Source organism: Pseudomonadota bacterium (genome assembly GCA_034189865.1).
Lineage (GTDB): Bacteria > Pseudomonadota > Gammaproteobacteria > UBA5335 > UBA5335 > JAXHTV01.
This window is the reverse complement of record JAXHTV010000010.1, coordinates 39,928-59,559: the sequence shown is the minus strand read 5'-3', so window position 1 is coordinate 59,559 and position 19,632 is coordinate 39,928. Positions and strand designations below refer to the sequence as shown.

The 19,632-nt window shown below is 57.6% G+C and carries 18 protein-coding genes; 7 read left to right on the top strand and 11 right to left on the bottom strand.

Annotated features, from left to right (window positions below):
• Positions 1 to 5: 5 nt before the first annotated feature.
• The 7 genes from pgi to pcnB form a co-directional block, all read right to left on the bottom strand.
• Complete coding sequence (gene pgi, locus SVU69_06770; GenBank protein ID MDY6942704.1) at positions 6 to 1,652, bottom strand: glucose-6-phosphate isomerase; 1,647 nt, start codon at positions 1,650 to 1,652, stop codon at positions 6 to 8.
• Positions 1,653 to 1,806: 154 nt separating this feature from the next.
• Positions 1,807 to 2,193 carry an aspartate 1-decarboxylase gene (gene panD, locus SVU69_06765; protein MDY6942703.1) on the bottom strand — a complete coding sequence of 129 codons (387 nt, stop codon included), beginning with the start codon at positions 2,191 to 2,193 and terminating at the stop codon, positions 1,807 to 1,809.
• Between the two features lie 245 nt (positions 2,194 to 2,438).
• The gene (gene panC / locus SVU69_06760) at positions 2,439 to 3,290 is read right to left on the bottom strand and encodes a pantoate--beta-alanine ligase (protein MDY6942702.1); all 852 of its coding nucleotides are present in this window, start codon (positions 3,288 to 3,290) and stop codon (positions 2,439 to 2,441) included.
• A gap of 11 nt (positions 3,291 to 3,301) precedes the next feature.
• A complete protein-coding gene (panB, locus tag SVU69_06755; protein ID MDY6942701.1) occupies positions 3,302 to 4,129 on the bottom strand; it encodes a 3-methyl-2-oxobutanoate hydroxymethyltransferase in 828 nt (275 codons plus the stop codon).
• Between the two features lie 33 nt (positions 4,130 to 4,162).
• Positions 4,163 to 4,816, bottom strand: coding sequence for a deoxynucleoside kinase (locus SVU69_06750; protein MDY6942700.1), 654 nt, complete (start codon positions 4,814 to 4,816; stop codon positions 4,163 to 4,165).
• 4 nt (positions 4,817 to 4,820) lie between these two features.
• On the bottom strand, positions 4,821 to 5,336 hold the full coding sequence (folK, locus tag SVU69_06745; protein ID MDY6942699.1) for a 2-amino-4-hydroxy-6-hydroxymethyldihydropteridine diphosphokinase: 516 nt from the start codon (positions 5,334 to 5,336) through the stop codon (positions 4,821 to 4,823).
• Positions 5,333 to 6,658, bottom strand: a complete 1,326-nt coding sequence (gene pcnB, locus SVU69_06740; GenBank protein MDY6942698.1) for a polynucleotide adenylyltransferase PcnB — start codon at positions 6,656 to 6,658, stop codon at positions 5,333 to 5,335. Before pcnB ends, folK begins: the two co-directional genes overlap by 4 nt.
• A gap of 242 nt (positions 6,659 to 6,900) precedes the next feature.
• On the opposite strand from pcnB, the gene SVU69_06735 reads away from it, so the two are divergent.
• Positions 6,901 to 7,353, top strand: a complete 453-nt coding sequence (locus tag SVU69_06735; GenBank protein MDY6942697.1) for an RDD family protein — start codon at positions 6,901 to 6,903, stop codon at positions 7,351 to 7,353.
• Positions 7,354 to 7,421: 68 nt separating this feature from the next.
• On the opposite strand, the gene lptG is transcribed toward SVU69_06735, so the two are convergent.
• Together lptG and lptF are read right to left on the bottom strand one after the other, a co-directional pair.
• Positions 7,422 to 8,486, bottom strand: a complete 1,065-nt coding sequence (gene lptG / locus SVU69_06730; GenBank protein MDY6942696.1) for an LPS export ABC transporter permease LptG — start codon at positions 8,484 to 8,486, stop codon at positions 7,422 to 7,424.
• Positions 8,483 to 9,589 (bottom strand): LPS export ABC transporter permease LptF, encoded by a 1,107-nt coding sequence (lptF, locus tag SVU69_06725; protein MDY6942695.1) that lies wholly within the window; start codon positions 9,587 to 9,589, stop codon positions 8,483 to 8,485. Before lptF ends, lptG begins: the two co-directional genes overlap by 4 nt.
• Before the next feature lie 294 nt (positions 9,590 to 9,883).
• Between lptF and SVU69_06720 the strand changes: the two genes are divergently transcribed.
• The 3 genes from SVU69_06720 to SVU69_06710 are packed head-to-tail and all read left to right on the top strand — an operon-like array spanning position 9,884 to position 14,734.
• On the top strand, positions 9,884 to 11,377 hold the full coding sequence (locus SVU69_06720) for a leucyl aminopeptidase (protein ID MDY6942694.1): 1,494 nt from the start codon (positions 9,884 to 9,886) through the stop codon (positions 11,375 to 11,377).
• A gap of 9 nt (positions 11,378 to 11,386) precedes the next feature.
• Positions 11,387 to 11,830, top strand: a complete 444-nt coding sequence (locus SVU69_06715; protein ID MDY6942693.1) for a DNA polymerase III subunit chi — start codon at positions 11,387 to 11,389, stop codon at positions 11,828 to 11,830.
• A 45-nt stretch (positions 11,831 to 11,875) separates the two neighbouring features.
• Positions 11,876 to 14,734: a valine--tRNA ligase gene (locus SVU69_06710; protein MDY6942692.1), complete on the top strand. Its 2,859-nt coding sequence runs from the start codon at positions 11,876 to 11,878 to the stop codon at positions 14,732 to 14,734.
• 47 nt (positions 14,735 to 14,781) lie between these two features.
• Here SVU69_06710 and SVU69_06705 read toward each other — a convergent pair whose 3' ends face one another.
• Together SVU69_06705 and SVU69_06700 are read right to left on the bottom strand one after the other, a co-directional pair.
• Positions 14,782 to 15,123: a hypothetical protein gene (locus tag SVU69_06705; GenBank protein ID MDY6942691.1), complete on the bottom strand. Its 342-nt coding sequence runs from the start codon at positions 15,121 to 15,123 to the stop codon at positions 14,782 to 14,784.
• An 89-nt stretch (positions 15,124 to 15,212) separates the two neighbouring features.
• Positions 15,213 to 15,425, bottom strand: coding sequence for a DUF2970 domain-containing protein (locus SVU69_06700; protein MDY6942690.1), 213 nt, complete (start codon positions 15,423 to 15,425; stop codon positions 15,213 to 15,215).
• A 204-nt stretch (positions 15,426 to 15,629) separates the two neighbouring features.
• Between SVU69_06700 and SVU69_06695 the strand changes: the two genes are divergently transcribed.
• From SVU69_06695 to SVU69_06685, 3 genes are read left to right on the top strand one after another with little or no spacing between them, the layout of a single operon-like run.
• Positions 15,630 to 16,571: a MoxR family ATPase gene (locus SVU69_06695; protein ID MDY6942689.1), complete on the top strand. Its 942-nt coding sequence runs from the start codon at positions 15,630 to 15,632 to the stop codon at positions 16,569 to 16,571.
• 2 nt (positions 16,572 to 16,573) lie between these two features.
• On the top strand, positions 16,574 to 17,554 hold the full coding sequence (locus SVU69_06690) for a DUF58 domain-containing protein (GenBank protein MDY6942688.1): 981 nt from the start codon (positions 16,574 to 16,576) through the stop codon (positions 17,552 to 17,554).
• Positions 17,551 to 19,569 carry a DUF3488 and transglutaminase-like domain-containing protein gene (locus SVU69_06685; GenBank protein ID MDY6942687.1) on the top strand — a complete coding sequence of 673 codons (2,019 nt, stop codon included), beginning with the start codon at positions 17,551 to 17,553 and terminating at the stop codon, positions 19,567 to 19,569. Before SVU69_06690 ends, SVU69_06685 begins: the two co-directional genes overlap by 4 nt.
• The last annotated feature ends 63 nt before the right edge of the window (positions 19,570 to 19,632 follow it).

Here is a 19,632-nt window from a genome sequence, read left to right as displayed (position 1 = left end):
CGCCATCAGGAATCGAGCCGTTCCTTGCAATGCGAAAGTAGCCCGCTGGTCGAGGCATCGTGATCGGATGGCGTCGAGCCCCCAGCCAGTTCATCAATGATCACATTCGCCATCACCTTGCCCAACTCCACGCCCCACTGATCGAACGAATTGATACCCCAGATGACCCCTTGAACGAAAATCTTGTGCTCATAAAGCGCGATCAACATGCCCAGCGTGTGGGGGTCGAGTTCGTCAAGCAAAATCGTATTGGTCGGCTGATTACCGGGGAAAGTATTGTGAGACGCCAAACGCTCGATATCCTCAGGCGGGCAACCCCGCTTCGCTAGGCGCTCGCGCGCTTCATCCGTTGTCTGCCCGCGCATCAAAGCTTCAGTTTGGGCCAAGAGATTGCCGAGCAGCGCTCGGTGATGAACGGCGTAGCCATGTTGTGGCCGAACGCAGCCGATGAAATCGGCGGGAACCAAGTGACAACCTTGGTGAAGCAGTTGGAAAAATGCATGCTGACCGTTGGTCCCGACTTCACCCCAAACAATCGGACCGGTCACGTAGTCGACCGCTACGCCATCACGCCGTACCCGTTTGCCGTTGCTCTCCATATCGGCCTGCTGCAAATAAGCCGGCAGGCGGCGTAGTCGATAGTCGTAGGGAAGTATTGCCTGACTCTCGGCCCCGAAGAAGTCGATATACCAAATGCCCAGCAAAGCCATGATCACCGGGATATTGGACGCCAACGGCGCGGAGCGAAAATGACCATCCATCGCTGCTGCGCCGGAGAGCAGTTGCTCGAAATGATCCATGCCCACATACAAAGCGATAGCCAGGCCGGTGGCAGACCACAGAGAGTACCGCCCCCCCACCCAATCCCAGATTGGAAAACAGTTCTCTGGCTCGATCCCAAAGGCTTCAGCGGCCTCGATGTTAGTGGACACCGCCACGAAGTGCTTGGCCAGATCGGCCTCGGCGACACCTTGCGCCAACATCCACGCACGGGCGGTCTCGGCGTTGGTGCGCGTCTCCAAGGTCGTAAAGCTCTTGGAGTTGACGATAAACAGCGTGGTGCGGGGGTTGATGTTTTCAAAGACCTGAGCAATTTGCGCGCCGTCGACGTTGGAAACGAAGTGGACCTTAATTCCATCGACTGCGTAATCGTGCAGGGCCAGACAAACCATTTCAGGCCCCAAATCCGACCCGCCGATTCCGATATTGACGACATCCGTAATCGGCTCACCGGCATGTCCACGCCAGCGACCGCTGTGAACAGACTCGACGAAGGTACGGATTTTTGCACGCGTCTCGCGAACGGCGATGCCGACATCTTCGCCATTGACGACAATGGCATCAGCCCCCTCTTGTCGCAATGCGATGTGCAAAGCGGGACGACGCTCCGTTTCGTTGATGGCATCGCCGGAAAACATGCGCTCGATCCATTCGGGAACTCCGGCCTGACGGGCCAGCTCGACTAAGAGATCAAACGTCTGCTGGGTGATACGGTTTTTGGAATAGTCGACGAACAATCTATCCAGACGAATCGAAAACCGGTCGAAGCGCGAGGGGTCATCATCGAACAGCGTCCTCAAAGGCTGTTCGCGTAGCGTGTGACAATGCTGTTCAAGGGATTGCCAGGCGGCAAGCTGGGTTAACTGCAACACTGATTACTCCTTGATGGCCGTTAACGAGCCTTGGATTGCGCCGAAACAAACGACTCGAAGAGCTCAAACCCCTTGAAGCGACGCCCAAAAACAAAACCCCCGGCGCTGGTACACAGTGCCGGGGGTTCGTTGACAATCAGTCATTAAAATCAGATCAACCGGTGGCAAGCTGGACCGGAATGGTATTACGCGTGTGCGTGACGTCGTTACGCTCGTTCAAGTAAACCAGCTTCGGTTTGTGCCGGGATGCCTCACTCGCGTCCAAACCGGTGTAGGCGCAAATGATCACGCGGTCCCCCACGTTGGCCTTATGCGCCGCCGCACCGTTCACAGAAATGATTTGCGAGCCGTCTTCGGCCCGAATCGCATAGGTGGTGAATCGTTCACCGTTGGTGACGTTATAAATCTGGATCTGCTCGTATTCAAGAATACCGGCCGCGTCCAGCAGACTTCCATCAATGGCGCAGGAGCCTTCATACTCCAACTCGGCATGGGTTACACACGCGCGGTGCAGCTTGGCTTTTAACAAAGTTACATGCATCTTGGCAGATCTCGGTTGATTCGTACGCGCCCGGGCTCATGACTTTCTCAGGCGCTAATTCTACCACCAACCCGATTGTGGGTCCCTTCTCCCGCTTTATATTAAGGGGGCCGCAAATTCTCGCGGAAATCAAACCGCACCGCAAGTCGGGCAACGGTCGGTAGTCAAAACGTGATGAGCAACCCCTCACCGACTTCGGGGCAGCCGGCCCAACTCACCCTGCTTTGGGATGAGCTAGGACAATATCATTTCAGCGTAACCCGTACGTTGTCAATTAAACGGGCCTTTCCCAAACGCGCGGCGACCAGCGCAACGCCCTCAGAATCGCCGGCCTGCAGCGTTCGTAAATTCTTCGCGCAGCGAATGGCGACATAGTCCACACGGAAGTTTTTTTCAGCCAAACGGTCTGCCGCGGCTTGTTCCAACGCCCCGAAATCGTGATCTCCTGCCTCGACACGTTCCTTTATCCAATTCAACACTGTGTAGATCTCGCCGGCTGTCTGGCGCTCCAAGGGTGTCAGATACTGATTACGAGAGCTCATGGCCAGCCCATTCGCCTCTCGCTGGATGCCAACACCTACCACATCGGTCGGTATCCGCAACTCGCGAACCACGCGCTGAATAATTACCAGTTGCTGAAAATCTTTCTCTCCGAAGACCGCCACATCCGGCGAGACCATGTTGAGCAACTTGGCCACCACCGTCGCCACGCCGCGAAAATGCCCCGGCCGGCTGGCACCGCATAGCACGTCCGAAATCTCCGGTACGACGATCCAGCAGGCAGGCGGTAATCCCTCGGGATACATGAGCTGGGCGGAAGGCCGAAACAGCACATCAGCACCCGCCTCCCGCAGCTGCCGTTCGTCTTCCGATGGCGTTCGGGGGTAAGCACCGAAGTCTTCATTCTCGCCGAATTGGGTGGGATTGACGAAAATACTGACCACAACCCGATCGGCCTCGCGCTTTGCCCGCTCAACTAAGCTCAGATGTCCAGGATGCAAGTTGCCCATCGTCGGCACCAAGGCGACTCGCGAGCCACCGCAATGCCAGCCATAAACCATATCCCGCAATGGTTTCAGATCTTCAATCACGCGCATGGTCATGACATCTAAACGAATTCGTGTATCGGCTCCGGAAACTGGCGTTCTTTCACCGCCCGGACGTAGGCCTGCAAAGCGGCCGGAATGGATCCGCTGCTTTGGAGAAAATCTTTGGAGAATTTGGGTCGTTTACCGGCACTGATGGCCAAAATATCGTAAATGACCAAAATCTGGCCATCCGCGTCGGGCCCGGCGCCGATACCGATTACCGGCACCGACACCTCCGTAGCAATTTGCTTGGCCAGCACGCTGGGCACGCACTCAAGCAACAACAGATCGGCACCCGCTTCCACGAGTCGCTTGGCATCGTCCCGCATGGCCTCTGCCGCGCTGGCTTCCCGGCCTTGGACCTTATACCCCCCGAGCTTGTGGACAAACTGAGGCTGCAACCCCAAATGGGCGCAGACTGGGATGCCACGTCCGGCGAGGTACTCGGCCAGTCCGATCTGGACCGGCCCACCCTCCAGCTTAACCATCCGGGCACCACCTTCCTGCATAAGCCGCGCCGCGTTTGAATAAGCCGCTTCAACACTGCCGTAGCTGGCGAACGGCATGTCCGCGACTAAAAACGCACGCGACAAGCCCCGTGCCACCATTTTGGTGTGATAAACGATGTCATCTACCGTGACCGGAACGGTGGTTTCATGTCCCTGGATCACCATACCCAAGGAATCACCCACCAGCACCAGATCGACACCGGCTTGGTCTGCCTGCACGGCGAAACTGGCATCATAAGCGGTCAGGCACGCGATTTTCTCGCCATCGCGCTTCATTTTCTTTAGCCGACTGATGGACAAGGGTGCGGCGGTCGCCCCGGTCTGCGTATCTTTGTACATGGCAGATTCCTGTCGAAGATAACCGTTGCCGGCTCAAAGCAACGCCGGCCCCGGATTGAAATAGTGACGGCCCGATCGAATCCCGGCAATCTGTTCCATCAACAATCGATATTCCTCATCGCCATCAACTAAATTGATCTCGGCGGCATTGACGATCAACAAGGGCGAAGCGGTGTACTGATGGAACAGCCGGGTATAAGCGTCGTTAAGGCGCGCGAGGTAGTCGCGGGTGATCGTTCGCTCATATCCAATCCCGCGTTTCATCACCCGCCGGAGCAGCACCTCCACCGGCGCCTGAAGATACACCACCAGATCCGGCTGCATCGCTTCGGGCGCGAGAAGCTCGTATACCCGTCGGTATAACGCGAATTCGTCCGGATCCAGCGTCACCTCGGCAAACAAGGCGTCTTTCTCCAGCATAAAATCCGCCACCCGATAGGATGCGAACATGTCCTGCTGCCGAAGATCGGCGACCTGCTGTGCGCGCTGCATCAAAAAGAACAGTTGCGCCGAGAGCGCACCGGCCTTAGCGTCCTGATAAAACCGTTTCAAGAACGGGTTTTCCTCAGCATTCTCCAGCAGGAGTTCGGCCTGTAGCGTGTCCGCCAATCTGCGCGCCAACGTGGTTTTACCCACCCCGATCGGCCCTTCAATCGCAATATAGCGGTGCTGTATTTCTTCTCTCACCGATTCAATCCGTCCAAACTCGAACGCCCCAATCCCCCACGCGATTCCGTATCCCGCGCACCGTGCCGTGCCCCGGAATCACCAAATCCGGCGCCAGTTCAGCAAGCGGCACCAGCACGAAAGCCCGTTCCGAAATGCGGGGATGGGGAACGGTCAAACGTGCTGTCGCGATGACCTCTGGACCGTAAAGCAGTATATCCATATCCAAGGGGCGTGGTCCCCATCGCTCCCCGCCCCGCTCGCGACCGCGCGCGTATTCAAGCTGCTGCAACGCCGTGAGCAAGGCGCCCGGCGACTGTTCGGTCTCGAGCTGCACCACCGCGTTGGCATAATCCGGTTGCCCGGGCGGACCAACCGGCTCGGTGCGGTAAAAGCGGGAGCGCGCCACCACACAACAATCTGGTAACGCATTCAGTTCAACCACCGCTTGCCGGACTTGCTTGAGAGGATCATCCAGGTTGCTGCCCAGACCGATAAACGCCTGCGCGGCGCGCGCGCGTTTCGCTGACGGTGCGATCATTCGTCCGCCGCGGGCGAAACCGACCGGGCAGGACGCCGGCGACGCCGACGCTTGCGCGGCTTGGAACCGCCATTGCTCGCCGCCAACATCCGATCCTGTTCGTCGCGATCGGCGTCTTGAAAACGCGTCCACCACTCCGCGAGTTCGCCTTCCACTTCGCCAGCCTCTGCGCGTAACAACAGAAAATCATAGGACGCGCGGAAACGGGGTTTCGCCATCAACTGCCACACCCGCTTGCCATGACGGCGCTCAAATCGCGACTGCAAATGCCAGATTTCAAACATGGGCGCGCGAAAACGTTTGGGTAAACTGACGTGTTTGAGCTGCGCATCCACCACGGACGCCGCGGCCTGTTGGAGGGCAACCGCAACGGGCAATCCTTGTTCCACCCCAGCCGTTGCCGCATCCCGGACAGGCCCCCACAGCAACGCGGCGAACAAAAAAGCGGGTGTCACGGGTTTACCCTGGGCGATGCGCTCGTCAGTGTTCTGAAAAGCTCGGTTGAGCAGTGTCATCGTCGGCCCATCGGGGCCCTCCGATTGCAGGACGGCTTCGGTGCCCGGAAAGAGATGAGCAAACAACCCGTAGTGCCTGAGTAAGCGGAAAGTAGCCACAGCCTGGCCCGACATCAATAGCTTCAGACACTCGTCGAACAGACGGGCGGAGGAAATATCGCGTAAAGAAGCCGCTAAGTCGAAAATTCCTTGCTCGGTATGCTCGTCGATAGTGAAATCGAGCTTGGCCGCGAACCGCACAGCCCGCAACATGCGAACGGGATCTTCCCGATAACGGGTATGCGGATCACCGATCAAGCGCAACACCTTGCGTTCGAGATCCCCCATACCGCCGACATAGTCGTAGATGGCGAAGTCGCGAATGTTGTAATACAGGGCATTGACTGTGAAATCGCGCCGAAGAACGTCTTCTTCGATCGAACCATAAACGTTATCGCGCAGGATACGGCCGGTCTCGTCGAGCTGGGCGTCCACGTCCCCCTCCTGGGTGTCATGGCTGCCTCGAAAGGTTGCGACCTCGATAATTTCGCGGCCGAAATGAATGTGGGCCAAACGAAAACGCCGGCCGATCAACCGACAGTTGGAAAAGATCCCCCGGACCTCGTCAGGCAACGCATCGGTGGCCACATCGAAATCTTTGGGTTGTGCCCCGAGCAACATATCGCGCACGCCACCGCCTACCAGGTAGGCTTCAAAACTCTCTTTCTTGAGTCGGTACAAGACCTTCAAGGCCTGCTCGGAAATCCTCGAACGGGAAACGGGATGGTCTTGGCGAGGGATGATTCTAGGTTGGTTGACGTTTGACACCGGGCAACTGCACGAACTTGTTATCTACGCCTGTCGGAAAAAGCTCCACGACGCACTGATATAAGCACGGCATATTTGCAGCTTAACCGTTGACATTCAAGTCCTGCTCACCGATGGCACAGGCCAATCCAATGGTTGCAGGTCGACGAGGCTCACCCATTCCTACCGGTCGATAACCCAGCCCATCGCGCCGACGTAGGCTGTTATAATCGGCCGCCTTAAACCGCATCGCCATTACCGCTATGGAACCATCGCAACAGATCGATCAAAACACCTTGCAGAAATCCGGACTGCTGCGACGCGTGGCGGCCGCCTTCTACGACAGTCTGCTACTACTCGCACTTTGGATGATTGGCACCATCCCGATCGTCATTGTGCGGGGTGGCCAAGCCGTGCCCGCTGGCGACGGGCTCTATATATTTTATCTGCTGGCGATTGCCGGGCTGTTTTTCGGTGGCTTCTGGACTCATGGAGGCCAAACCTTGGGGATGCGCGCCTGGCGTATTCAGTTGCTGAGCAACGACGGACAACCGGTGACCTGGAAACGGGCCATCATCCGCTTCGCCGCCGCCTTGCTGTCCTGGGCAAGTTTCGGTCTGGGATTTCTTTGGCAATGGGTCGACCGCGACAACATGACATGGCACGACCGTTTGTCGGGAACGGTACTGGTAAAACGACCCAAGTCTTGGGGATAAGCCCATCGGTCGGAAAACGATTTGTCCGCTGATAATTTACTCGTGCCGAGAGAACACCCGGAGCGGGATCAGCGCACACGCGCAGTGGCCAACAAGGCCACTACCGCCAATACCATGCTGGGCATCAACGTCGCCACAGCTGGATGCAGGCCGAAAGCCTGCCCCCCACTGACCACGGCGCCGTTAAAAAGATAATAGGCCACACCTACGAAAATCCCGGTGACGATACGTTGGGCGACGCCCCCTTCACGAAGCCGGGAGAATACAAATGGGAACGCCATCAAAACCAGCACAATCACGGTGATCGGGGAAGTCAACTTCTGCCAAAGCAATGCCGCGTAGGCGCCGCTTTCCAAATCGTTGCTTTCCAAATATGAAATGTAGCGATATAACCCTATGGACGAGAGTGACTCGGGCTTAACCAGGAAAACACGCAAAATCCGCGACTGGATCGGCACCGGCAACCACTCGGACTGAGCCGTAAAATCTTCCAATTTCCCCGGTGTAAACCGGGTTCCGGTTACGTCCCACAATCGCCATCCATCACCTTCGATACGAGCTCTATTCGCCGAAATAACCCGCGTAAGCTGCCGGGATTTATCGAATTCATAAATCTTTACGCCTTGCACCAACGTTTCTGACAACACGCGCTCGATACCGACAAACCGATCGCCCGTTCGAATCCAGATCGTATCTTTCAGACGAGTGCCGGGATGAACACCGGAAGAAAGCGCACGCAATTCCTGGGCGGTGTTTTCGGTGGCCGGGGCGATCCACTCACCGACCACAAACAAACCGAGCCCCAACACCAAACCCGCGATGGCGCCCGATCGGGCCATCCGCAACACCGAAACACCCGCTGCACGCATGGCCACCAGTTCACCGCTGCTCGAGAGGGCACCAACCCCCAACAAAGTGCCCACCAACACAGCGACCGGAAACGCCTCATAGGCCAGATGCGGTAAACGCAGCAGAACGTATGCAAATAGCTCCATCAGGGAAAATTGCGTGTCGTCCAGCACTTCCAATTGCGAAAGCACATTGGCAACGGACAACAAGGCCAGCAACGCACCCGCCACTTGGATAGAACCTGCCAGCACAGCCCACATGATGTAGCGGTCGAGACGGCTCATTGTCTGCGCTGTCCCCGACGCCAGCCCGCGGCGAAAACCCAGCGCCAGCCATCCTGCCGGGCCAATAACACCAAGGCGAGCAAGACAAACAACAAATGAACCCACCAAAGACCGAAAATCGGCAAAATCAGTTTTTGGGCCATCCACGATCGTCCCAAACCCATCAGATTGGAGTAAAAAACGTAGATCAAAATACCCAGGATCAAACCCGCGCTTCGTTGTCTTGGCGAGACACGCGCGAGAGGGACCGCGAGCAAAGCCAACACCCAAACCGCACTAGGCGCCGCGAGACGCCAATGCCATTCCGCCCAATCGGCCCGGCTTCGCGGCTCCGACATCAGTTCTTCGGTCGATATCGCTTTGCGGTGGAGACGCGAAGGTTCCGCAGCCGGAAGTTCATAGCGAAAACCCTGTTCGCGAAAATGGATCACCCGATAACCACCGGAACCCACAACGCCCTCATAGCGCGTTCCATCGAATAGACGAAGCACTTGCGATATCTCGTCCTGGGGCTCGAGCTTCCCCCGCTTGGCACGGATGGTGATGGGTTGATCCTGTTCATCCATATGGATGAACACGTCCTCCAACTCTCCCGAACCCGGTCTTACCTGGCCGGCGTAGAGGACAATTCGACCCGATTCGAAACTCTGGAATCGTCCGGCCACCCCCAACCCGAAACGGGCATTTCTTTCCGCCTCGGCACGAAGCTGCTTTGATTCCGCGGCGGCGGACGGGGCCAGCTCCAATGACAAATAGCCGGTCAGTCCCGACAATACAATGGCGATCAAGAACAATGGCCGGTAGATCCGGGCTGGCCCGACGCCTGCGACGGCCCAAGCGTAAGCCTCGTGATTCCGGTACATCCGACCCACGGACGTCAGGATGGCGACGTAATAGGCAACCGGAAGGAGCAGCACCAACTGCTGGACCGCATCAAGAGAGGCCAGCGGTGCGATGGCACCCAGTGGAACCTGTCCGGCGGACGCCAGCGCAAACAAAGCCGCAAACTGTGCGCCCACCATAATTAGGAGCAAAATCAGGAGCACGACGGCGGTCAGCTGCAAAACTTCGCGTATTAGGCCGCGTTCGAACAATCCGAGCATCTGGGAGTAAAATCAGGGTTATGCGGAAAATTTCAAATAACTAATCGTTTTCACTAGAATATTGTGATTCGAGATCATAACGACGTAGAGAAAGACAAACCAGTGTCGATTGGGCCGGAGATTTAGTGATAGCGCAACAAACGGTCCGAATCGAAGCAGATTTCTTGCAAATTGCAGCGGTTAATTATCGCCATAATCAAACGAACCCTCATTATCCAATGAAATTAATTGGTCACTGTGACGACGGCCATGCGGCTGTCGTCACGTGAGAGTTCACGTATCAGGAGTGGACTGATGGAGTACGGAGCAAAAAGCGGCAACCCGGAAAAGCAACGCGTGCCATGTATCGTGGTGGGCGTGTTCGAACGCAGAAAACCCAGTGCAGCGCTGGAGCGGATTGACCAGGTCAGTGATGGATATATCGGCGGCATTCTCCGTCGAGGCGACATGGATGGAAAAGCCGGCCAAACCTTGCTGGTGCACAATGTCCCCAACACCTTGTGTGATCGGGTCTTGCTAGTGGGCTGTGGTCGAGAGCGGGACTTCGATGACGAGCGTTTTCGGCAAGCCACACGTGCTGCGGTCAGAGCGTTGAACAGAACAGGCACGCGAGACGCCATCAGCTACCTGACCGATCTGAACGTCCGCGGACGTGATGTCAACTGGAAAGTCAAAGAAACGGTGATTCATACCGAAGAGGCATCTTACCGTTTCGACCGTTTCAAAACGAAAGAGGCCGAACCGGAAGGACGGCTGCGCAGCCTAATTATGGGCTTGGAGACGCGCCGCGACTTGGCGGCCGCTGAACAAGCGATCGATGTCGGTGTTGCCATTTCCAAAGGCGTAAGCCTGGCGCGAGATTTGGGTAACCTCCCCGGTAACGTCTGCACACCCAGCTACCTGGCCGATCAAGGACTCCAGCTGGCGAAAGACTTGCCCGCCATCGAGACCAAAGTTCTGGATGAGTCCGACATGGAAGCGCTGGGCATGGGGGCACTGCTGTCGGTCGCCAAAGGCAGCGAACAACCTGCCAAGCTGATCGTGATGGAATACACCGGCACCAAAGACGGCTCCAGGCCCTATGTATTGGTAGGTAAGGGGGTGACCTTCGATTCCGGCGGCATCTCCATCAAGCCCGCCGCAGCGATGGATGAAATGAAATATGACATGTGCGGCGCCGCCAGCGTGCTAGGTTCCCTGCTGACTGTCGCGACGCTCAAACTGCCGATCAATGTCATCGGGATCATACCGAGCAGCGAAAACTTACCCGACGGCAAGGCCAGCAAGCCCGGCGATATCGTCACCAGCATGTCAGGTAAAACCATCGAGATTCTCAACACCGACGCTGAAGGACGACTGCTGCTTTGCGATGCGCTCACCTATGCCCAGCGTTATGAACCGGTGACCATCATCGACATCGCCACTCTCACCGGAGCCTGTGTGGTCGCTTTGGGCCACCACGCCACGGGCCTGTTCAGCAACACGCCGGCACTGACCAAAGCACTCCTACACGCCGGTGAAGCCACCGGTGATCGGGCCTGGGAATTGCCCGTTTGGAGTGCCTACCAAAAGCAGCTGGACAGCCCCTTTGCGGACATGGCCAATGTCGGCGGCCGTGACGCCGGTAGTATCACAGCGGCCTGCTTCCTGTCCCGCTTCGTCGAAGACGACCACTGGGCCCACCTGGATATCGCAGGCACCGCCTGGCACGGGGGCAAACGCAAAAACGCAACGGGCAGACCCGTATTGTTGCTAACCGAGTATCTGATGAACCAAGTGGACGCCTGAGCGCATCCGATGACACGAATCAGCTTCTACGTGCTCACGCGTCAGAGCACCGACGAACGATTCATTGCGGCATGTCGAATCGCAGAGAAAGCCTATCAACAAGGTCACGGCGTTTATCTGCATACCGAATCGCCCATTGCCGCCGAGCGAGTGGACCAACTCCTCTGGACCTTTCGCCAGGGGAGTTTTGTTCCACATGTGCGCCATGAACACGATGATCAAACCAGTCCGGTTGTTATCGGCCATGACAGCCGACCACAACCGCGGGTCCACGATGTCATGATCAACCTCACCCGTGAGGTACCTTTGTTCTTCGGTCAGTTCGAACGGTTGGTGGAGCTCGTTGCCGACGACGATCAGGACCGCCAATCGGGTCGAGAGCGATTTCGCTTCTATCGCGATCGGGGATATGCCTTGGAAACGCTGAATTTACCGCCGCAGAAGCGCGCGTAACACGGCCACCCACGGGCCAAACCACTCACCTAACGACGGACACAAATGGAAAAGGCTTACGACCCTCACGCCATCGAGCAACGTTGGTATCGACACTGGGAAGAGCAGGGATATTTTTCACCCCGCCCCGGGGGACCTTCCTACTGCATCATGATTCCGCCGCCGAATGTCACCGGCACATTGCATATGGGGCATGCCTTTCAGTCCACCGTGATGGATCTTCTCATCCGCTATCACCGCATGTGTGGCGACAATACGCTCTGGCAGCCGGGCACCGATCACGCCGGGATCGCCACCCAAATGGTGGTGGAACGCCAGCTGGCGGCCCAAGGGCAAAACCGGCACGATCTGGGACGTGAGGCCTTCATTGAGCGGGTATGGCAATGGAAGGAAGAATCCGGCGGGCATATCTCCCGCCAGCTGCGCCGCCTGGGCGCTTCCCCGGATTGGTCGCGCGAACGCTTCACTATGGACGATGGCTTGTCAAAAGCCGTTGTGGAGGTTTTCGTTCGGCTCTACGAAGAAGATCTGATCTATCGTGGGCAGAGGTTAGTAAATTGGGATCCCGTTTTGCACACGGCAATCTCGGATTTGGAAGTGATCTCGGAAGAAGAAAAAGGCCATTTGTGGCACTTCCGCTATCCGCTGGCCGATGACAAAGGCCAACCCACCGACCACTATTTGGTGGTGGCCACCACCCGCCCGGAAACGATGCTGGGCGATGCCGCCGTGGCGGTGCACCCGGAAGACGCCCGTTACCAGGGCCTGATCGGACGCCAGGTTTGGCTGCCCATCGCCGAACGATTAATCCCGGTCATCGCCGACGAGTACGTCGACCCGGAATTCGGCAGCGGCTGCGTTAAGATCACCCCGGCCCATGATTTCAACGACTTTGCCGTGTGGACCCGGCACCAGGAAGCGTTGTCGGAAATCCCCTGGCACGGTCTGATCAACATCTTGACCCCCGATGCACGATTGAAGGCCGATCTAACCGACGACGGTAATCCGGCGGCCGGGCAGCCATCGGTGTGCACGCTTTACCCAGCCGCCTACCGGGGACTGGATCGCTACGACGCTAGAAAAAAGGTGATCGAACACTTTGAGTCGGCAGGGCTTTTGGAACGCATTGACGATCACCGTTTGATGGTCCCACGAGGAGACCGCAGCGGCGCAGTCATCGAGCCTTACCTGACCGATCAATGGTTCGTCCGTACGGAGGCGCTTGCCCAACCGGCCATCGAGGCAGTTGAAAACGGCCGCATCCGTTTTGTTCCCGACAACTGGCGTAAAACCTATTTCGAGTGGATGCGCAACATCGAAGATTGGTGTATTTCACGCCAAATTTGGTGGGGTCACCGAATCCCCGCGTGGTATGACGAGCATGGCAACGTCTATGTGGGACGAGACGAACAGGATGTGCGGACGCGCCATGGATTGTCGCCGGAGGCCCAACTGAGCCGAGACCCGGATGTCCTGGACACTTGGTTCTCGTCGGCACTGTGGCCGTTCTCAACGCTCGGCTGGCCCGACAACACGGAGGCACTCAAAAACTACTACCCCACATCGGTTCTGGTCACCGGATTCGACATCATCTTTTTCTGGGTGGCTCGAATGATCATGATGGGGCTGAAATTCGCAGGCGACATCCCGTTTCGAGAAATCTACATGCATGGCCTGGTGCGCGACGCTCAGGGCCAGAAGATGTCCAAATCCAAGGGCAACGTGTTAGACCCCATCGACCTCATCGATGGCATCGATCTCGAATCCTTGGTGCAGAAACGCACTCGCGGTTTGATGCAGCCACAGATGGCTCACCGAATTGAAAAAGCCACGTGCAAAGAGTTCCCGGACGGTATCCCCGCATTTGGCACCGACGCGCTGCGCTTCACCTTCGCCGCACTAGCCACCCATGGCCGGGACATCCGATTCGACCTAGGCCGTGTCGAGGGATACCGGAATTTCTGCAACAAACTCTGGAATGCCGCTCGCTACGTGTTGATGAGTGTGGAAGGCGAAGACGCCGGCCTGGGCGGCGGACAGATGGAATACAGTGTGCCGGATCGCTGGATTCAGGCACGCCTCAATGCGCGAGTCGCGGAAGTCAGACAACACATTGACAGCTACCGATTCGATCTTGCGGCGCAAGCACTGTATGAATTCACTTGGAACGAGTACTGCGACTGGTATCTGGAGCTATCCAAGCCCGTACTGCAAAGTACAGCGGCCAGCGCCGCGGAAAAACGGGCGACTCGCCGCACCTTGCTAGAAGTTCTGGAAACTTTGCTGAGACTGATGCACCCGGTGATGCCATTTATCACCGAGGACATATGGCAACGTGTGGCGCCGCTGACCGGCGTGACGGGTGAGACCATTTCCCTGCGACCGTATCCGGTGGCCGACGCCGCCGGGCAAGACGAACAAGCCATTGGCGAAATTGAATGGTTGCAATCATTCATTCTCGGACTACGACGGATACGGGGTGAAATGGACATCGCACCCAGTCGGCCGCTCCCGGTGGTGCTTCAAGATGCGACGGACACCGACCGGACTCGCGTGAGCGCCTATGAAAGCTATCTGTCCCGACTGGCGCGTGTTGAGAGCATTCGCTATCTTGCGGCGGGCGAGGAACCGCCTGAATCCGCCACGGCCTTGATCGGCACGCTAAAAATCCTGGTGCCGATGGCGGGGATTATCGACGCCGAGGCGGAGCTTGAACGGCTGGACAAGCAGCTTCATAAACTCAACCAAGACCTCGAACGGGTGGAGAAAAAGCTCAACAACGCGCAGTTCACCCTCAACGCGCCGACCGCGGTGGTGGCAAAAGAGCAGGCCCGGGCAGAATCCATCAAAATAGCCATCAATGAACTGGACACCCAACGGGCTCGAATCGCCCGTTTGACCTGACCCACAGTGCGCAGCGACGACTCGGTTGGCGGGTCGTCCCGCGCACGCTATTTCGCCCCTCGGCTGTCTGCCTCGAGTTGCGCAGCAAACTTCTGCGTGAGTTCATAAAGCCGCCGCGACGGACCGGCGTCTTCATAGATGGGATCCCCTTGTTCGTCGGTGGCCACCACACGCTGACCTTCCTGATACGGAAGGGAGCTTTCCAGTTCATCCAGCGCCGCGCCGATGAGATCGGTAATGATCTCGGATTCTGAGCGCTGGGCGTACATTTCTGCCAGAGCGGCGACCCGCGCCGCATCGTGGATCGACAATCGAACGCAGTACTCGTGGGCCGTCAAGTCCGATTTGGCACTGGCCTCCCACTGCTTAATCAACTCCCGAATGGACATCAATCACCTCTACTCGCCGATTTCAATGCAATACTTCAAGTGCATACCAGCACCCTTTATGGGAGTGCTCGGCCGTTTCAATCGCGCCTTTAAAGACCGGCATTGGCCAGTATAAGTTTCACGGCCAACCACAGGACCAAAATCAGCAACAGCGTCATCATCGCGCCCGTGACGATAAATATCCACGGATTTCCTTCAGAAAAATCACGTTGGCGATTTTGCTCGCTTTGGACCCCGAACATAGCAGCCAGCACGCTAGCCACTACATGCCACCATCGCATAGCGCGTTTTTCTTCCCCCATTGACTCGCCTCTTTGAACAGAAAATTTCTTGCCTTGATTCACCCGGAGTGCAAAGCTCGATAGCTAATATTCTACTCATTCCGGCCGAAAACCTCATGACTAGCCCGAATAATCCGTGTTCAGAATTGCGACAACGCCCGCGCGATGCTGTACGAAACGCAACAGCCCGAGACAAGAACAATACCTATGCTGACGCATGATGACATGCTACCCCCCCTCGCCGCGAACGAGCCGAAGGACCATGCACTGGCGGCCGTGATATCCCAGATTGGTGACGTCATTCTGGGCAAAGACAAACAAATTCGGTTGGCGCTTACTTGCCTGCTCGCGCGCGGCCACCTGCTAATCGAAGATGTCCCCGGCGTCGGTAAAACAACCCTGGCCCACACGCTGGCTTTGACCCTTGGGTTGGAATTCCAGCGAATCCAATTCACCAGTGACTTGTTGCCCGGCGATGTCACCGGCACCACGATTTTCAAACGCGAATCAGACGAGTTCGTTTTTCACCCCGGCCCGGTTTTCGTGGAACTGGTCCTGGCAGACGAAATCAACCGGGCAACCCCCAAAACCCAAAGCGCACTGCTAGAGGCGATGGAAGAACGCCAAGTCACCGTCGACGGGACCACACACCGTTTACCTGAACCGTTTTTCGTGGTGGCGACCCAAAACCCCAGCCATCAGGCCGGCACCTTTCCCCTACCCGAATCACAGCTGGATCGATTTCTGATGCGCTTGGAGCTGGGGTATCCCGATGCGGACGCCGAACGTGCGCTGCTGCTCGGTCACGACCGCCGCGAATTGCTACGGGAGCTACAACCCTTGATGGGCCCGACCCGCTTACTCGCCCTTCAAGCCGAAGCCGCGCAAGTGCATCTGGCCGACGCGTTGGTCGCATACGTGCAGGACCTCACACGCTATACGCGTGAAAGCGGAGCATTCCGCGAGGGTCTCTCACCGCGTGCGGGCTTGGCCTTGGTACGGGCTGCACAGGCGTGGGCCTATATCAACGGACGCAACCATACCCTGCCCGAAGACGTGCAAGCCATAATCGGTCCGGTCGTCAACCACCGTCTACAGGGAACCGATGGCGCCGGTGATCGCAACAATGTCGGTGAGCACCTCCTGGAAGCCGTACCGATTCCTTAGCCATGCCGGGGCTGAGTCGACTAGATCGCCTGATTCTCGGCTGGGTCGCCCATCGGCACCCGAGGCAAGCCGGTGTGATCACCCTGCGTCGGCAACGCATTTACATTTTGCCGACCCGTTACGGTGTGTTGTTCGGCATCATGCTCTTGGTGATGTTGCTGGGCGCCATGAATTATGGCAATAGCATGGCCTTCGCCACCTGTTTCTTACTCGGCGCATTGGCATTTGTCGCCATGCATCACACCCATCAAAACCTTTTAGGCCTCAGGATCTGGAGCATCGGCGCGGAGCCGGTCTTTGCCTCCGAACGCGCCTATTTCCGGTTGTTTTTGGAGAACCCCAACGACTTCATGCGCTACAGCATTTCCGTCGAAGGGCCAAACGGTGACACTCAGCACGTGCACGTACCACCCCACGAACGTGCGCAAGTTCGCATCGGCGTCGACAGCACGTGCCGGGGGTATCTAAAAGCTCCCCGTTTTCGTATCAGCACCGAGCATCCCCTCGGCCTGTTCCGGGCGTGGTCTTTCGTCCAACCCGACACCGACAGCCTGGTCTACCCGGCACCAGCCGAATCACCGCCCACAGTCAACTCCGCGACTCACGGTTATGGACGAAATCCGTCGCGACGCATCGGCAGTTCTGAGGATTTCCATAGCCTGCGTGACTACCACCACGGCGACCCGTTTCGCCACATACTGTGGACGGCACTGGCCCGGGAGCAAGGCCTGCTGACCAAACAATTCAGCGCGAGTGCAGGTCATGAAATCTGGCTCGATTTGTCCGCACTTGAGACGCGAGACGTAGAACTCGGGCTTTCCCAGCTGTGCCGCTTGCTACTTGAGTGTGAACGCGACGAGCGCCCTTACGGCTTGAAACTATCGAGCGGACAGCGTTCGCCGTCGCTGGGATCGGACCATCGGGAGGCCTGCCTGCGTATGCTGGCGCTGCACAACCTGCCCCGAACCGGAATGGACGAATGAGACAAGCCAGTCTTCTGGATCGCAGCACCACCGAATGGTTGCTTATCTGCCTCGGCTTGGCCGTTCTGCCTCACGTTTGGCACGTGGCGCTATGGACCATCGCGTTGGCGGTCGCTTGTGGTATCTGGCGATGGTTCGCAACCCGGAAAAATTGGCGGTCCCCTTCCCGGATAGTGCAATTGACCTTGGCTGTCGCCGGCTTTGCCGCAGTCTATGGCAGCTACGGCCGCATCAATGGCCATGATTCCGGCGTCGCATTGCTCGTCACCATGGTGGCGCTAAAGCTCCTGGAGACCCGCTCTCACCGCGACGCGATGTTGCTACTGTTCCTGAGCTACTTTCTGCTCGCTGCCAACTTTTTGTTCAGCCAATCCATCCCCATGACCCTCTACGCCATACCAACGCTGGTGGTGATATCAACCGCCTTGGTGCTGGTGAACCAGCCCGCGGGCGCGATCCCGACCCGCGCGGGTCTTCGACAGGCAGGAAGAATGCTGATCCAAGCGTTGCCGGTCATGCTGGTGCTGTTCGTTCTTTTCCCTCGGCTCTCAGGCCCGCTTTGGGGATTGCCGAATACCGGAAGCAACGCAACGACCGGCCTGAGCGACAATCTCTCACCGGGGAATATCAGCCAGCTCAGCTTGTCCGACGCGGTGGCATTTCGCGTTCGTTTCAACGGCGCGGCGCCATCGCCAAGCCAACGTTATTGGCGCGGCCCGATTCTATGGGATTTCAATGGACAAAGCTGGACGACCGGCAGCAGCAACGACTCAACCTCGAAGATCGACATCCGACCCGAAAAAGGGGCCATATCCTACGAAGTCACGCTGGAACCCCATGGGGAAAAGTGGTTGCTTGCGTTGGACGTGCCCATGGCCACATCGCTTTCCAACGTCACATTCAGTGACCGCCACATGCTTGCCAAAGACCCGATACTCGATCGGCTGCAATACCACGTCACCTCTTATACCCAATATCGTCTAGAGCCGGAATTGCCGCCAGACCGACGACAATCGGCTTTGGCATTGCCGCTCAAGGGCAACTCGCGCGCCCGCCGTCTGGTATCCGATTGGCGCTCCGAGGGACTGGATGATATTCAAATCATCGAGCGGTCCCTGGCTATGTTTCGTAACAAGGCGTTCTTTTATACCTTGAATCCGCCACCGCTTGATTCCGACTCGGTCGATGATTTCCTGTTCAACACACGCCGGGGATTCTGCGAACACTACGCCAGCGCGTTCACGTTCCTCATGCGCGCCGCGGGAATTCCCGCGCGGGTGGTTGTGGGATATCAAGGCGGTGAGCTCAACCCGTTAGGAGACTACTACATCGTGAGGCAATCGGATGCCCACGCCTGGTCAGAAGTCTGGATCGAAAACCGCGGGTGGATTCGTATCGACCCCACCGCTGCAGTCTCCCCCGCCCGAATCGAACAGGGCATGGATTCCGTATACGCCAACGAAGGCCCCTTGACCTTACGCGCCCTGCGCCAAAACGCCACATTGCTCCAAGTTCGCTTAGCTTGGGATGCAGCAAATCATCGTTGGAACGAGTGGGTTTTGGCCTACGGGCCCGAACGCCAAAAACGCGCCCTGGAAAAACTGGGGATGCGCGACGCGTCGCCGAGTCGGATGGTGCTCACGCTGACCATCCTGTGCACAGTGCTGCTCAGCGGTTTGGGGCTGTTTTTGGTACACCGGGCAAGACCGGTCGCTAGCGATCCGCTGGCCCGCGAGTTTGATCGATTCTGTCGTCGCATGGCCCGTTCCGGCCTGGTTCGAAAACCCTCCGAAGGACCGATGGATTTCGCACAACGAGCCGCGGCAACCCGACCAGATTTGGCCGAGGCGATCTGGCACATCACGCGTCTGTATATTCAGCTCCGATACACCGGTGGCGAGAACACCGATGGCGTGTCAGCCTTGCGCCGACGCATCCGGCGGCTGCATCCGGTACGTTCGTACTGGCAGACCAAGATCAAAGCCGTGAGCCACCCGCTGGCACCCTCGCGTTAAGCACCATCACCGCATTCGCAGGCCAAGCGACGATAGCCACCGAAGCGGTGACGGTTCGCGATG

Coding starts and splice junctions, on each gene's coding strand:
- panD (MDY6942703.1), bottom strand. CDS start 2,193: ATGCATGTAACTTTGTTAAAAGCCAAGCTGCACCGCGCGTGTGTAACC.
- panC (MDY6942702.1), bottom strand. CDS start 3,290: ATGCGCGTGATTGAAGATCTGAAACCATTGCGGGATATGGTTTATGGC.
- panB (MDY6942701.1), bottom strand. CDS start 4,129: ATGTACAAAGATACGCAGACCGGGGCGACCGCCGCACCCTTGTCCATC.
- folK (MDY6942699.1), bottom strand. CDS start 5,336: ATGATCGCACCGTCAGCGAAACGCGCGCGCGCCGCGCAGGCGTTTATC.
- SVU69_06735 (MDY6942697.1), top strand. CDS start 6,901: ATGGAACCATCGCAACAGATCGATCAAAACACCTTGCAGAAATCCGGA.
- lptG (MDY6942696.1), bottom strand. CDS start 8,486: ATGAGCCGTCTCGACCGCTACATCATGTGGGCTGTGCTGGCAGGTTCT.
- lptF (MDY6942695.1), bottom strand. CDS start 9,589: ATGCTCGGATTGTTCGAACGCGGCCTAATACGCGAAGTTTTGCAGCTG.
- SVU69_06720 (MDY6942694.1), top strand. CDS start 9,884: ATGGAGTACGGAGCAAAAAGCGGCAACCCGGAAAAGCAACGCGTGCCA.
- SVU69_06715 (MDY6942693.1), top strand. CDS start 11,387: ATGACACGAATCAGCTTCTACGTGCTCACGCGTCAGAGCACCGACGAA.
- SVU69_06710 (MDY6942692.1), top strand. CDS start 11,876: ATGGAAAAGGCTTACGACCCTCACGCCATCGAGCAACGTTGGTATCGA.
- SVU69_06705 (MDY6942691.1), bottom strand. CDS start 15,123: ATGTCCATTCGGGAGTTGATTAAGCAGTGGGAGGCCAGTGCCAAATCG.
- SVU69_06700 (MDY6942690.1), bottom strand. CDS start 15,425: ATGGGGGAAGAAAAACGCGCTATGCGATGGTGGCATGTAGTGGCTAGC.
- SVU69_06695 (MDY6942689.1), top strand. CDS start 15,630: ATGCTACCCCCCCTCGCCGCGAACGAGCCGAAGGACCATGCACTGGCG.
- SVU69_06690 (MDY6942688.1), top strand. CDS start 16,574: ATGCCGGGGCTGAGTCGACTAGATCGCCTGATTCTCGGCTGGGTCGCC.
- SVU69_06685 (MDY6942687.1), top strand. CDS start 17,551: ATGAGACAAGCCAGTCTTCTGGATCGCAGCACCACCGAATGGTTGCTT.